Source organism: Pseudomonadota bacterium, from assembly GCA_016927275.1.
Lineage (GTDB): Bacteria > UBA10199 > UBA10199 > 2-02-FULL-44-16 > JAAZCA01 > JAFGMW01.
This window is the reverse complement of record JAFGMW010000029.1, coordinates 1-14,389: the sequence shown is the minus strand read 5'-3', so window position 1 is coordinate 14,389 and position 14,389 is coordinate 1. Positions and strand designations below refer to the sequence as shown.

The 14,389-nt window shown below is 62.1% G+C and carries 11 protein-coding genes, 1 tRNA gene and 1 pseudogene; 3 read left to right on the top strand and 10 right to left on the bottom strand.

Going from position 1 to position 14,389, the window contains the following annotated elements; translation table 11 throughout:
* Positions 1-124: 124 nt before the first annotated feature.
* Entirely contained in the window at positions 125-670 is a 546-nt protein-coding gene (locus tag JXA24_01790; protein ID MBN1282487.1) for a YkgJ family cysteine cluster protein, read from the bottom strand.
* A gap of 309 nt (positions 671-979) precedes the next feature.
* Here JXA24_01790 and JXA24_01785 point away from each other — a divergent pair, with 309 nt between their 5' ends.
* The 3 genes from JXA24_01785 (at position 980) to JXA24_01775 (ending at position 3,714) form a co-directional block, all read left to right on the top strand.
* Positions 980-1,321 (top strand): hypothetical protein, encoded by a 342-nt coding sequence (locus JXA24_01785; protein MBN1282486.1) that lies wholly within the window; start codon positions 980-982, stop codon positions 1,319-1,321.
* Positions 1,322-1,438: 117 nt separating this feature from the next.
* Entirely contained in the window at positions 1,439-2,128 is a 690-nt protein-coding gene (locus JXA24_01780) for a glycosyltransferase family 2 protein (GenBank protein ID MBN1282485.1), read from the top strand.
* 53 nt (positions 2,129-2,181) lie between these two features.
* Positions 2,182-3,714, top strand: coding sequence for a glycosyltransferase family 39 protein (locus JXA24_01775; GenBank protein ID MBN1282484.1), 1,533 nt, complete (start codon positions 2,182-2,184; stop codon positions 3,712-3,714).
* Positions 3,715-3,735: 21 nt separating this feature from the next.
* On the opposite strand, the gene JXA24_01770 is transcribed toward JXA24_01775, so the two are convergent.
* The 9 genes and pseudogenes from JXA24_01770 to JXA24_01730 form a co-directional block, all read right to left on the bottom strand.
* A complete protein-coding gene (locus JXA24_01770; GenBank protein MBN1282483.1) occupies positions 3,736-4,581 on the bottom strand; it encodes a ChbG/HpnK family deacetylase in 846 nt (281 codons plus the stop codon).
* 13 nt (positions 4,582-4,594) lie between these two features.
* Positions 4,595-7,030 carry an endopeptidase La gene (gene lon / locus JXA24_01765; protein MBN1282482.1) on the bottom strand — a complete coding sequence of 812 codons (2,436 nt, stop codon included), beginning with the start codon at positions 7,028-7,030 and terminating at the stop codon, positions 4,595-4,597.
* A gap of 1 nt (position 7,031) precedes the next feature.
* Positions 7,032-8,294 (bottom strand): ATP-dependent Clp protease ATP-binding subunit ClpX, encoded by a 1,263-nt coding sequence (gene clpX / locus JXA24_01760; protein MBN1282481.1) that lies wholly within the window; start codon positions 8,292-8,294, stop codon positions 7,032-7,034.
* On the bottom strand, positions 8,291-8,914 hold the full coding sequence (gene clpP, locus JXA24_01755; protein MBN1282480.1) for an ATP-dependent Clp endopeptidase proteolytic subunit ClpP: 624 nt from the start codon (positions 8,912-8,914) through the stop codon (positions 8,291-8,293). Before clpP ends, clpX begins: the two co-directional genes overlap by 4 nt.
* A 36-nt stretch (positions 8,915-8,950) precedes the next feature.
* Positions 8,951-10,276 carry a trigger factor gene (gene tig, locus JXA24_01750; protein ID MBN1282479.1) on the bottom strand — a complete coding sequence of 442 codons (1,326 nt, stop codon included), beginning with the start codon at positions 10,274-10,276 and terminating at the stop codon, positions 8,951-8,953.
* A gap of 29 nt (positions 10,277-10,305) precedes the next feature.
* A tRNA-Leu gene (locus JXA24_01745) sits at positions 10,306-10,387 on the bottom strand.
* A 288-nt stretch (positions 10,388-10,675) separates the two neighbouring features.
* Positions 10,676-12,058 (bottom strand): annotated as a pseudogene (locus tag JXA24_01740) (dipeptidase).
* Positions 12,055-12,702, bottom strand: coding sequence for a hypothetical protein (locus tag JXA24_01735; GenBank protein MBN1282478.1), 648 nt, complete (start codon positions 12,700-12,702; stop codon positions 12,055-12,057). The pseudogene JXA24_01740 and the gene JXA24_01735 overlap by 4 nt, the downstream one beginning before the upstream one ends.
* Positions 12,703-12,829: 127 nt before the next feature.
* Positions 12,830-14,389: hypothetical protein (locus tag JXA24_01730; protein ID MBN1282477.1), on the bottom strand; the 1,560-nt coding region annotated here is incomplete at its 5' end.

Genomic DNA, 14,389 nt, shown 5'->3' with positions numbered 1-14,389 from the left:
TGATCAAATGGTTTTGTTTGGAATTTGGTGCCTGGTAATTGGTGCTTATTTGGTAATTGGTGCTTGGGATTTGGAATTTCATTTATTATGCCCACCGATCCGCCGCCACCCGAAGCCACGCAATTTACGACCTGATGCCAGGATGCATGATGTCGTCGAAGAGGGGCTTGCCGTCGTGGATGCGCTGCCTGCGCTGCTCTATGACTTTTCTCTTCACGAACCTGAAGCCACATTGATCGTGGAGCGGCAGGGAGCCGTAGAGGCGCTGGCGGGGGAAGAAACGGCAGAGCCGGTGGCGGAACGGGTAGATGGAGCACCCGCCGGGCGTGCCCCCCTCGCCGTCCCTGTAGTACCGGCAGCGATAGGCGAGCATGCCCTCCGCCCTGCCCTGGAACTCGAAGTTGAGCGCCGAGTCGTGCCATGCCACGAGCAGCCTCACCAGCCAGTCCCTCTTCACCGCCCATGCCGGCATCTCGATGCCGAGCAGAGAACAGCATCGGCCGCAGCGCACGCAGCTGCCCTCGCGGACGTACTCGGTCGCAGCCCTTGCGCCCACGATCCAGTCCGCGGCGCGCTCGAAATAATAATCCACGAACCCGATCGCGAAGACCACCGCGCGGAGCGGGAAGAGGGCACAGGACCTGACGATGCCGACAGCCATGCCCGGCATCTGATCACATCCAGCAGGGCATTACAAGGAGCTCCGCAGAGCAAGCGGGACTCTGCACCCCTTGTCGAGGTTGTCCGTTTCGGAACGGGGCCATCCGGAGGCAACACGGTATCGATTTGACGGGGCGGGACGGGCCACTCTTCGCAGCGGGGCTCACGGAGGCCGGGTGCCGTAGCCTGCATGATCCGGCCGACGTGGCCCAGCGAGGAGCCGGCGCCTGAGGCGACGAGCGTAGCGAGAAGAGTGCCCCGTCCCGCTTCGTCTGATGAGCTGTTGCCCAGAACGAGCGACTGCGATAGAGTGCCTGATATGCACATCGATTCATACGGATTCGGGAAGATCGTGATCGACGGGAAGGAGTACGTTGACGACGTGATCATCACGCCCGCCGGGGTGCTGCCGGACTGGTGGCGCGCGAAGGGGCACGACGTCTCCCTCTTCGACCTGGCCCATGCGCTCGACCCGGCCCCGGAGCGGCTCATCATCGGCACCGGCGCCTCCGGCCTCTGCAGCGTGAAGGAAGAAGTCCGCTCCTTCTGCGCGAGCCAGGGCATAGAGCTGATCGAGGTGCCCACCCCCGAGGCGGTGGTCGAGTACAACGGGCTCGATGACGCGTCTACGACCGTGGCCGCCCTGCACCTCACGTGCTGAGCTTTCTAACACCCTGATATCTATTTGAAATTTGACAAAGGTGCGGATATCTGTATTTATTGCCTTCTTCTTATCAGATCGAGGGAGGGTATTTCTATCGCACCAGCGCTCACAGTAGTGATCCCGGCCTACAACGAGGAGTCCAGGATAGGCCCGGCGATGGCCGCGCTGAGGGACTATCTCGAGGCTGCGAAGATCGACGCCGAGATCATAGTCGTGGACGACGGCAGCCGCGACGACACCGCAGCCGTTGCGATGGCCTCCGGCATCCCAGGCCTTGCGGTCCTCAAAAACAAAAGGAACCGCGGCAAAGGCTACACCGTGCGACGCGGCCTCGCCGCTGCGAGGGGCGAATGCGTCCTCTTCATGGACGCGGACGGCCCCATCTCGCTGGAGGCGGTGAACCGGTTCATGGATGTCATGCGCCAGGGTTACGACATGGTGATATCGTCGCGCTATCTGCCGGCCTCGGTCCTGCCGGTGCCTCAGGGGCCGTACCGCCGCTTCGCCTCGACCGCATTCAGGCTCTACACCTCGATGCTGTTCTGGCTCCCTTTCAGCGACACGCAGTGCGGCTTCAAGATGTTCAGCCGCAGGGCGCTGGGTCTCATATTGCCGCACGCGCGCGAGGACGGATTCATCTTCGACGTGGAGCTCCTGCATCTGGCGAAGAGGGCAGGGCTGCGCATAGGCGAGGAGCCGGTGACGTGGACAGACCACGCAGGGAGCAAGGTGGGCCTCTTCAACGGGCCGATAAAGATGGCTCTCGACCTCATGAGGCTCAGGCTAAGGACCGCGCTGAGGTAGCAAACCGGGATCCTCACACAATGGAAAACCTCTCTCGGCAGGGAGAAATCCGGATGTGGAAGGCCGCGGCCATGCTCGCGGCAGCCGCGCTCCTCACCAGGCTCCCTTCGCTGTGGATCCACGTCCTGGACGTGGACGAGGCCATATGGGCCGTGGCAGCTCGCGCGTGGCTCGCGGGCGGCGTCCCCTACATCGACTTCGCGGACAACAAGCCCCTGGGCATCATGGCGATGATGGCCGCGATATTCAGGATCGGGGACAACGGCTCCCTCGTCTGGGTTCATGCGTTCACGATCGCGTGGGTGGCGGCCACGGGCATGGCTGTGCTCAAGCTCGTTGAGCCGCTCGCCGGAAGAAGAGCCGGACTCGCCGCCGGGCTCCTGTACGTCGTCTTCTCGGCGAATTACATCCCGAAAGTGATCTCCACCAACATCGAGACCATAATCAACCTGCCGCTTGCGATGAGCGCCATTGCGCTCATGCGCGCCTGGAGATCGAGGCCGATCGCAAATCTCTTCCTCGCAGGCACGATGGTCGGCATCGCCTGCTGCTTCAAGTACCAGGCAGGAATAATGGCCCTCTACATCCCCGCCGCCCTGATCGCAATGCCGCCCGGCGGGTTCTCTTCCAGGGCGAGGGGAACGCTCGCGGGGATCGCCTCGTTCTCCGCCGGCGCAGCATGGCCCTTCGCCCTCATGATCGCTTACCTCTATTCGCAGGGCTCTCTCCCCGCGTTCGCCGACGCGACCCTCGGCGGGAGCATGAGCTATATAGCGAAGGGCAGCGAGCTCGCAGGACTCGCGACGCGCATAGCAGTGAGGCTCGGCTCCTTCGTCGCAGCCTCGTCGCCTCTGTGGTTCTTCGCTGTGAAGAGGGCGATCCGGCTGCGCCGGTCGCTCTTGCGAATGCCCGGGGAGATATTCCTCCTCGGCTGGCTCTGCGTCACGACCGTCGCTGTCGTTACCGGATGGCGGCTCTACGGCCACTATTTCCTGCTGTGGCTGCCGCCGCTGGCCGCGCTGGCCGGCATGGAGATTCGCCTCTCCTTTGCGGAGTGGTCCGGATCGCGAAGGGGCCTGGCCTGCAAAGCGGCTGCTGTCGCTTCAATCGCTGTGATCACGATCGGGCTTGCGGTCCCGCGCTACATGATCGAGAAGGTCAACGGGGCGACCGGGGAGGACAACCCTTCCGACTACCTCCCGATAGCGATGGAGGTGGCAAATCGGACCTCTCCGGCTGAAAGGATCTTTGCGTGGGGATACGCCCCGTGCATCTACTACTTCAGCGACAGGCTCCCCTCCTACCGCTATCAGTGGTCCGACAGGCTGACGGGGAGACACTCGCGTCCGGGAAAGGTAGCGGCGATCGACCTCTCCGACCCTGCGATCGTCAGGGAATGGCGGGACTGGAGCGCCGACATGGAGAAGAACAGGCCAGCCTACATCATCGACACCTCTCCCGCAAAGCTCCACGATGCGGAGCACTATCCGGTCTCGAACTACCCCATGCTGAAGGCGCTGCTTGAGTCCGGATACGAGATCGAAGACAACGTCGCCGGGGCCGATCTCTACAGAAAAAGATATTGATGGTGGCAGGCGAATGCCCGCTCAGGCGTCCGGCGCCGAGCGCCCCGATGCGGGGCTCACGAGTTTCACCCCTGCCTCGTTCAGCGCACCGATCAATTCAGGGTCCGCGAGCACCGTCACCTCTTCCTCGCGGCCGGCGCCGTATGAGTCGAGCCCTCCCGCGAAATAGCCCGGATGCGCCATGATCTCGCACACGCCCTCGGGGAGCATCCTCACCGCGTCGATCCACCTCTGCCTGAGCCCGGGGCCCGCGCCGAGAGAGAACCCGCCGAAGTTGTCCGAGCTCAGAAACCCCCTGGATCTCCAGTACCCGGGGCCTGAGGCGGCGAGCATGAAGATCGCAAAGCGCTTGAGCATCGCCCTCCGCCAGGGGGACCAGAGGCCCTCCCTCGGCGCGCGCACGTAGGGGATGCCGAACTCGCGAGCCACCCTCTCGGCCGCCATCGCGACCTCCGGAAATGCGTGGACGTGGTGGTGCCCGTCCAGGTGAGTTATGCGCTCCCTGCGCGAGGCGAGTTTTGCCGCCTGCGCCCACATCTCCCGGTACGCCTCCTCGGGCGAGATCGCGCGCACGAGCGCCTTCGCCAGCAGCTTCGACCTGGTGAGAAAACAGCCTCGACCGTCCACCAGCGTGGGTATCTCGGAGGGCTCGGAGATCGGCCTCCCCCACGTGAGGTTTGCGTGCAGCCCCACGTCCAGGGAGAGGCCCGAGCCCTCCAGCTCCTCCATCGAGCGCGAGAAGTCGGGGCAGCTCGCCATGGCGCTGGTCGAGCGCACGACCCCTCCGCGGGCCGCGGCGATTATGCCGCGGCTCACGTCGACGGTCATGCCGAAGTCGTCGGCATTTACGATGAGCCGCCTGTCCATGTGCCTGTTCCGATCAGTTGGCGCCCGGCTGCGCCTGAGAGTTCTGCCTGGGCTTGAGCATCCCCTTCACCGCCCCGCCCCTCCTGAACAGGCTGTTCGGGTCCTCGAGCCTCAGGGCGAGCTTGAGGACCTCGTCCATGTGGTCCACGAGCACGATCTCTATCTCCCTCTGGATCTTGGCGGGGATCTCCTTGAGGTCCTTCTCGTTCTCCTTGGGGATGAGCACCGTCTTTATCTTGCCCCGGTGCGCGGCCAGTATCTTCTCCTTGAGCCCGCCTATCGGCAGCACGCGGCCGCGGAGCGTGATCTCGCCCGTCATCGCCACGTCCTTGCGCGAGGGGATCTTGAGCAGCGCCGAGGAGATCGCGGTGGCCATGGTTATCCCAGCGCTCGGGCCGTCCTTGGGGATGGCGCCCTCGGGCAGATGGATGTGTATGTCGAGCTTGCTGTAGAACTCGCGGCCGAGGCCCAGCCCCTCCGCGCGCGAGCGGACGTAGCTCATCGCCGCCTGCGCCGACTCCTGCATCACATCGCCCAGCTTGCCGGTCACGATCATCTTGCCCTTGCCGGGCATGACCGAGACCTCGGTGGTGAGCAGCTCGCCGCCGTACTCGGTCCAGGCGAGGCCGGTCGCGATCCCGACCTGGTCGACCTCCTCCGCGAGCCCGAAGTGGAACTTGGGCACGCCCAGGAGCTGCTGTATCTTCTTGGGCGTGATGTTGATCCTCTTGTCGCGGTTGCCGGACCTGGCGACGTCGCGCGCCACCTTGCGGCAGACCGAGGCGATCTCGCGCTCGAGGTTGCGAACGCCGGCTTCCTTCGTGTAGCGGCGGATGATGAGCTTGAGCGCCGCCTCGGTGAAGTTGATGTTCTTCTCGGTGAGGCCGTTGGCCTCGCGCTGCTTGCGGATGAGATATAGCTGTGCGATCTTGAGCTTCTCGAGCTCGGTGTAGCCCGGTATCCTGATTATCTCCATGCGGTCCTGGAGCGGGGCCGGGATCGCGGGCAGGGTGTTGGCGGTGGTGATGAACATGACGTTGGAGAGGTCGAAGTCGAGGTCCATGTAGTGGTCGTTGAAGGTGCTGTTCTGCTCCGGGTCCAGCACCTCCAGCAGCGCGGCCGACGGGTCGCCGCGAAAATCCATGCTCATCTTGTCCACCTCGTCGAGCAGAAACACCGGGTTGGACGAGCCGGCCTTCTTCATGCTCTGCAGCACCTTGCCCGGCAGCGCGCCGATGTAGGTCCTGCGGTGCCCGCGGATCTCCGCCTCGTCGCGCACGCCTCCGAGGCTCACGCGGATGAACTTGCGGCCCATGGAGCGGGCGATCGAGCGGCCGAGCGAGGTCTTTCCCACGCCGGGGGGGCCCACGAAGCACAGTATCGGGCCCTTCATCTTCTCGACGAGGGAGCGGACCGCCAGGTACTCGAGTATGCGCTCCTTGGGCTGCTCGAGGCCGTAGTGGTCCTCGTTGAGGATCTTCTCCGCGTCCTTTATGTCGAGCTTGTCCTTGGTGGGCTCGTTCCAGGGGAGCGCCAGCATCCAGTCGATGTAGTTGCGCACGACCGTGGCCTCGGCGGACATGGGGCTCATCATCTTGAGCTTCTTGATCTCCTTCTGGAGCCTCTCCGCCGCCTCGGTCGAGAGCTTCTTCTTCTTCGCCTTCTCCTCGAGCTCCTGGATCTCGTTCTTGAAGTCGTCGCGCTCCCCGAGCTCCTTCTGGATCGCCTGCATCTGCTCGTTGAGGTAGTACTCGCGCTGCGTCTTCTCCATCTGCTTCTTCACGCGCGAGCGTATCCTGCGCTCGACCTGCAGTATCTCGATCTCCGACTGCATGAGGCTCATGAGCTTCTCGAGCCTCTCCCCTGCGGAGACTATCTCCAGTATGCTCTGCTTGTCCGGCAGCTTGAGGGTGAGGTGCGCGACGATGGTGTCGGCGAGGCGCGACGGGTCGTCTATCGTGGAGACCGACGCGAGCATCTCGGGGGGTATGCGCTTGTTGAGTTTGACGTACTGCTCGAAGGTGGACTTCACGCCCCTCATCATCGCCTCGACCTCGACGCTCACGTCGCCGCCCTCGAGCAGCGGCTCCGCCTCCACGAGGAAGAAGTTGGGGTTGGTGACGTACTGGGCGATCCTGGCGCGGCGCTTGCCCTCGACCAGCACCTTGACGGTCCCGTCGGGCAGCCTGAGCAGCTGTATGATGGAGGCCAGCGTCCCGATCTTGAATATGTCCTCGGGCCTGGGGTCGTTTGTCTTGGGGTTGATCTGCGCGGACAGGAGTATGTCCTTCTCCTTGTTCATCGCCTCCTCGAGCGCGGCGATGGACTTCTCCCTGCCCACGAAGAGCGGGACCACCATGTGCGGGAACACCACGATGTCGCGCAGCGGGAGCAGCGGCACCAGCGCGCGCTCGCCCGCGCCGTAGTTCTGATGCATCTCGTCGGTCATCTTAGGCTCCTTCTGCCTTTTTCTCGCTGTCGTAGACGACGAGAGGCGGCTTTTTCCTGAGGATGACGTCGGCGTCGACGTGGACCTCGCGGACGTTCTCCTTCGACGGTATGTCGTACATTATCTCGAGCATCACAGACTCGATTATCGCCCGAAGGCCCCTCGCGCCCGACTTGCGGCGGACCGCCTCCCCGGCGATGGCCTCGAGCGCGTTCTTGCCGAACTCGAGCTTCACCTTCTCCATCTCGAAGAGCCTCTGGTACTGCTTGGTGAGCGCGTTCCTGGGCTCGGTGAGCACCCGGACCAGCGAGGCCTCGTCCAGCTCGTCGAGGGACGCTATCACCGGCACGCGGCCCAGGAACTCCGGTATCATGCCGTACTTGATGAGGTCCTCTACCTGGATGTCTCGCAGCAGCTCGCCGATCCGCTTGTCGGTCTTTCCCTTGATCTCGGCGCCGAAGCCCATCTTCTTCTGGCCTATCCTGCGTTCGACTATGTCCTCGAGGCCCACGAACGTGCCGCCGCAGATGAAGAGGATGTCGGAGGTGTCGACCGGTATGAACTCCTGCTGCGGGTGCTTGCGGCCGCCCTTGGGAGGGACGCTCGCCACCGTCCCCTCCATGATCTTGAGAAGGGCCTGCTGCACCCCCTCGCCCGAGACGTCGCGGGTGATCGAGGGGTTCTCCGACTTGCGGCTGATCTTGTCTATCTCGTCTATGTAGACGATGCCCCGCTCGGCGCGCGCGCGGTCGAAGTCGGCGGACTGCAGCAGGTAGAGGATGATGTTCTCCACGTCCTCGCCCACGTAGCCGGCCTCGGTGAGGGTGGTGGCGTCCGCGATGGCGAACGGGACCTTGAGGAGCCTCGCCAGCGTCTGGGCGAGCAGGGTCTTGCCCGTCCCGGTCGGCCCGATGAGCATGATGTTGGACTTCTGTATCTCCACTTCGTCGGACTGCTTTCGAACCCGGGACTCGATGCGCTTGTAGTGGTTGTGCACCGCGACCGAAAGCACCTTCTTCGCGTGCTCCTGGCCTATGACGTAATCGTCGAGCGCGCTCTTTATCTCCGCGGGCCTCGGCACGCCGATGCGCTCGCCGGTGCGGGTGCGCACGTTCTCCTCGGCTATGATGTCGTTGCACAGCTCGATGCACTCGTCGCAGATGTAGACCGTGGGGCCGGCGATGAGCTTTCTCACCTCGCGCTGGCTTTTGCCGCAGAACGAGCAGCTGAGGCTCGACGGGTCGTCTATGGTGGGCTTTGTCATCTCTTCTCCTTTGATGCCTCGATCTTGACGGGCCTGTAGGTGACTATCTCGTCGATGACGCCGTAGTCGCGCGCCTCGCCGCAGGTCATGAAATAGTCGCGGTCGGTGTCGGCCTCGACCTTCTTGACCTCCTTGCCCGTGTGCCTGGCGAGTATCCTGTTCACGTCCTCGCGCACGCGCAGGATCTCCTTGGCGTGGATCGCGATGTCCGAGGCCTGGCCCTGGAACCCTCCCATGGGCTGGTGGATCATGATCCTGGAGTTGGGCAGGGCGAACCGCTTGCCCTTGGCCCCTGCCGCGAGCAGGAGCGCGCCCATGCTGGCCGCCTGTCCCATGCACAGCGTGGAGACCTCCGGCCGCACGTACTGCATGGTGTCGTAGATCGCGAGCCCCGAGGTCACGCTGCCGCCCGGCGAGTTGATGTAGAGGTGGACGTCCTTGTCCGGGTCCTCCGACTCGAGGAAGAGCAGCTGCGCTATGATGACGTTGGCGATGTCGTCGGTGATGGGCGACCCTATGAAGACTATGCGGTCCTTGAGGAGGCGGGAATATATGTCATAGGCCCTCTCCCCCCGCTGGGTCTGCTCGATTACCATTGGAATAAGTTCATTTTTGATCATAGGGCCTCTTTTTTTGAGTAAATCTTCAAAAATCGACTACTTTTTCTCTTTTTTCGGCTTCTCCACCTTGACCTTAGCCTTGCTCACCACGAAATCAAGGGTTTTCTCGAAAAGGACCTGGGAGCGCAGGCTTTCCATCATTTTGTTTTTATTAAGATATTCCTTTATCTTCGCAGGCTGGTTGCGCGAGTCCTGAGCCATGCGGTTGATCCTCTCCTCCATCTCGTTATCCGACACCTCTATCTTCTCCTCCTCCGAGATATGCCTCACGAGCATATAGCCGCGCGCCCGGTCGGTGGCCTCCTTGACGTTGCGCTTCACGAAATCCTGCGAGTCTATCTTGGACGCGTCGAACTTCTGCCCCCGCGCCTGGGCGTTGCGCTTCATCTGCTCGATCATGTTGCCGAGCTCCGCGTCGATGAGGGCCGTCGGGACCTCCAGGTCCTGGTGCCCGGCGATGATCGAGCGCACCGCCTGCTCCCGGAGCGCCGACTGCGCCACGGACTCGCGGTACTCCGCTATCCGCCTCCTGATCTCCGCGCGGACGTCGTCCAGGGTCTTGTAGTCGCCCAGCTCCTTTGCGAAGCTGTCGTCGAGCTCCGGCACCACCTTGCGCCTGACCTCCTTGACCTTCACCTTGAACTCGCCCTTCGTGCCGGCGATCTCGCGCCTGAAGAAGTCGGTCGGGTAGTGGAACGCGATGTCGCGCTCCTCGCCCGCCTTCATTCCCGATATCTCGGCCTCGAACTGCTCGAGCAGGTGGCCGGAGCCGAAGTCGACCACGTAGTTCTCCGCCTGGCTCCCATGGAACTCCTTGCCGCCGGCGGTGCCCTTGAAATCGATCATCGCAACCATCCCCGACCCGATCTCTCCGGAGGGAATGGGCTCCAGCTGCGTCATCTGCCGCTGGAGCGCCGCAAGCTCCGCCTCCACGTCCGCGTCGGTCACCTCCACCTTCTCCCTGGTGAGTTCGAGGCCCCCGTACTTCTTCACCTTCACGTCCGGATAGACCTCGAGCACCGCCTTGTACTCAAAGGGCTTGCCCCTCTCGAATTTGCCCCTGGGCTCCACGCGCGGGTCGGAGAGCGGCACGATCCCCGATTCCCTCAGCGCTGTCGGGTAGCTCTCGCGTATCGCCCCCTGCATCGCCTCGGCCTCGACCTCGCGGCCGAACCTCTGCATGACGACGCTGTCCGGGAGCTTGCCCTTGCGGAAGCCGGGCAGCTTCGCCTCCTGCTTCACCTTTTCCATGGCCGCGTCGAAGGCCTTTTCCACCGCAGCGGCAGGGACATGGATAACCAGCCCCCTGCGGATGGAATCGATGATCTCCACCTGCTGCTTCTTCTCTGTATGCTCCGTCATCAGAACCCCCTCCGGTACTGAATGTTTTGTGCCGCGGGTGGGATTCGAACCCACAAGCCTTACGGCATCAGATCCTAAGTCTGACGCGTATGCCAATTCCGCCACCGCGGCTCAAAACTCATCTTATGATCGAAGCGCGTATGCTCCCGGTCCGGCATGTTTTTTCAAAAAGAAAAAACATCGGCCGGACCGAGGATCCTCGGCACCGCAAGATGATTTTTTTCTCAAAAAAATCATGCGGTGCCGGGACAATTCCGCCACCCTCGCATCCAAAAAAATCATGTCGCATCAGGACCACTTCCGCCACTCTCGCATAAAAATCGGCCGAAAACAGCAGAAATTGAGGCACAACCTAGCCATTTTGAGCGAGGAAGGCAAGAAAAAGGGGTACTCACCTCGTTATTTCCGTGCGGTTGCGGCCAACTCGTAGAAGTGCGCGCACGCCACGATGCCCTTGTGGAAGTTCTCGAGCTTGAACTTCTCGTTGGGCGAGTGGATGTTATCCTCCACGAGGCCGAAGCCCATGAGGATGGACGGCGCCTTGAGCTCGGCCAGGAACGCGGCGGTGATGGGTATCGACGCGCCCTCGCGCACGAGCGCCGGCCTCTTGCCGAACGCCTTCTCGACCGCGTCCTGCGCGCACTTGATGAACGGGTTGTCGATCGGGACCATGACCGGCTCACCGCCGTGCATGAAGGTGACCTCCGCGGTCGCGCCCGGGGGGCAGATCTTCGCGATGTAGTCGGAGAGCTGCTTGCGCACGCGCTCTATCTTCTGGTTGGCGACCAGCCTCATGCTGATCTTGAAGCCGCCCTCCGAGGCGATGACGGTCTTGGACCCCTCCGCCATGTACCCGCCCCAGATGCCGTTGACGTCGAGGGCCGGCCTCGCCCAGTTGCGCTCCGTGGTCGTGAACCCCTTCTCGCCGAAAAGTGCGGACACGCCCAGGTCCTTCATGAGCACGGAGTCGGGCTCGCTCACGCGCGCGAAGTCCTTCTTCTCCGCGTCGGAGAGGGCCAGCACGTCGTCGTAGATCCCGGGGATCGCGATGCGGCCGTCGTCGTCGTGGAGCTTCGCGATTATGCGCGCCATGGCGGTGAGCGGGTTCTGCACCTTTCCGCCGAAGACGCCGGAGTGCAGGTCGCGGTTGGGGCCGCGGACCTTGACCTCGAAGTAGGCGATCCCGCGCAGGGCGTAGATTATCGTGGGCAGCTCCGGCGTGTGCCATGCCGTGTCCGAGATCGAGACCGCGTCGCACGCCAGCAGCTTGTGGTTGTCCTGGACGAACTTGTGCGTGCTGCCGGTGCCCCCCTCCTCCTCGCTCTCAAAGAAGACCTTGATGTTGACCGGGAGCCTGCCCTCCGCCTTCATGATCGCCTCCAGGGCGAAGACGTGGGTCATGAGCTGGGTCTTGTCGTCGCTGGTGCCGCGCGCGTACACCCATCCGTCCTTTATCGTGGGCTGAAACGGCGGGTTCGACCACTTCTCCACGGGGTCCACAGGCTGCACGTCGTAGTGGCCGTAGACCATGATCGTGGGCTTGTCGCTGCCCGCGTGGAGCCAGTCGGCGTAGACCGCGGGGAATCCGCCGGTCTCCTTGAGCGAGGCGTTCTCCATCCCGATCGACTTGAGCTTTTCGACCAGCCACTGCCCGCACCTGCGGATCTCCGGCTCCTTCTCGGGCAGCGCCGATATGGTCTCCATCCTCACGCAGTCGAGCATCTGCTCCAGGTGGTTCTTCTCGTTGTCCTTGATGTACTTGAGCACGTTTTCCATGGTCAGCTCCTTTTTTTGATCTCCCTATGAAATTCCTCGAATCGGTCCGAGCACCATTCCCAGTCGGACCACCTCTTCACCAGGTCCATGTCGATCTCGTGGCATAGCGCAAGCTCCACCGCGTCGTCGAACGCCTCCCGGTCCCCCCAGCGGTAGTACATGGAGAGCCTCTGGCGGCAGCAGTCGGTGGGGGTGAGCAGCCTTATCGAGCCGCCCTTCGCCTTCATGACGGCGGTCTCCTTTACCAGGTGGTCGCCCACGGCCAGCGGCGGCGGCGAGAAGACCACGTCCACAGGGGAGCGGCGGCTCACGTAGTTGTAGAGTCCGCTGCGCATAAAGCCGATCGTGCGCATGGCCTCCGCGAGCTCCGGCACCTCGTACTCGGTGAGCACGAAGTCCAGGGTCTTGGGTTTAATCCTGGCCCCTATGTAGGCTGCAGCGCAGGCGCGGCCCGTGAGCACCGGGTCGTAGCCCGCCTGCGAAAGGTGTCTGCTTACGGCCGCCGCGATCTGCCTGACCGGCATCGCGTTGAAATTTGATGAAATTTTCTTTGGCTGAGGTTTGGGTTTAGGTTTAGGCTTAGGCTTAGGCCGGGCCTTAACCTTAGCCTCAGCCTTAACCTTAGCCTTCTTTTTCAGCTTTCTGACCATGGCGCGCATGATGTCATGGCGCGCAGGTCTTTGCAACAGTCTGCAAACTACCAGAAACAAGCTGATAGTTACTGGTCAAACAAAGGGCGCCCGATGGGCGCCCTTGAGTGCATAAGCTCAATGCGGATCACTCGTAATGAGGAAAGGCCCTGCGGTGGAATACGCTCGCCTTCACGCAGTCGTCGCCGTCGCACCGCACGCTGGGCTTTGACATGCCTGACTTGAACTTTCCGTCTTCCTCGGTCCACTTCGATATGCAAAAATCGTCGTTTGAGTCGTAATTCTTATTGAAGACGTTTTCTTTCGAATCGTCGAAGTCCGCCTCCCAGTAGTGAGAACTGAAAGTTATGCGTCGCAAGTTGAAATCGGGCCAGACCCAGTTGCTCCAATCGTCGCAGGAATGCGAAGAGGTGTCATGGCAGGTGCCTCCGCCCTCGAGCATATAGAGGATGATCTCGGTTGCGCTGAACACCCCGTCGACCTGAGTCGAATCGTCGTTCACTTTCGCATGCTTCGGTGTCAGGGCGCATTCGTACCCCTTGCAGGCGTCCTGGTATTTGGGCGCATCGTGCCTGTCAGGATCGGATGCTTTATCCGGATCTGAGTAGGAAACGCCCCACTTCACCGTAGCAGCCGAATTCTCTTGATAGAAGAGGAAATACCCCTCGTCCTCGTCGTCATAAGCCCTGAAGCTGTTCTGAAAGTGGATCGACACAATGCCGCTCCCGTCAAAATCTTTGGCGTCCGAGTAATAAACATATACGAGCATCTTGCTCAGCGATTCGTCCGGATAAGCCAGTTTGAATTTAGCCTTCAGCTTCGCAGGCTGCTGCGAAGCAGAGCCGTCCTTGATACACGAGTCGACCGCTGTGACGGTGAGGTCTTCCCTGGGCAGCTTGGAGAGGTCGTCCTGGCCCTTGGTGCGCAGCTTGTGCACAGGCAAGGGGCCGCTGTAGGCAAAGTCGCCGGTGAGCCTGAGCACGCCGTCGAGATTCTGCTTCACAGGTCTCCACGTATCGTTGACAGTCATCTTCGGGTAGCGGACCCCCGGGATCTCGTCGAGGACCGCTGTGCCGACTCCTGGGTTGTTGCACTCGTATGGATGCGCCCTCGTGGTGCCTGTCACGAAAGTGTAATGAAATGAGTACGCGTTGCCATCGACGCCGTTATTGATGAATTCAACGACATTTTCATTTGTGTGGACGCCGTAGCCGTACGCCACGGTGTCTATGCAATGCGCGCTGTCCTTGACCTCGCTATTCCAGGTCCATTCCACGTCCCTCGCGGGCCTGTCGCCCCTGAAGGCCTTGAACTCGATGACATGGCCCTTTGAGCCGAGCTCAGGGGATATGGTGTTGTTCTCGATCTGATCCACGTTCCACTCGCCGTTCTTCACGATCTTTATCGTGAGCGGAAGAGTGCAGCTGAGATCGGACAACGGAACATTCGGCCCTATGATCGATTCGATCGAGCTCTGGACTATGACCTTGAAAGAGAGAGAAGCGTTGCCGTGATCGCCGCACTTGTCGGTAGCTGTCAGCGTAACATGATGCTCGCCCGCCACTGCCTGGGTGGGGTCGCCCTTTATCTGCACTGACCGGATGTTGTACTCCACGAGCTCGAATCCCTCAGGCATGTCGTGCGTCCAGCTGAAGCCCTCGCCGGAACCGCCCTTGACCTCGATGAG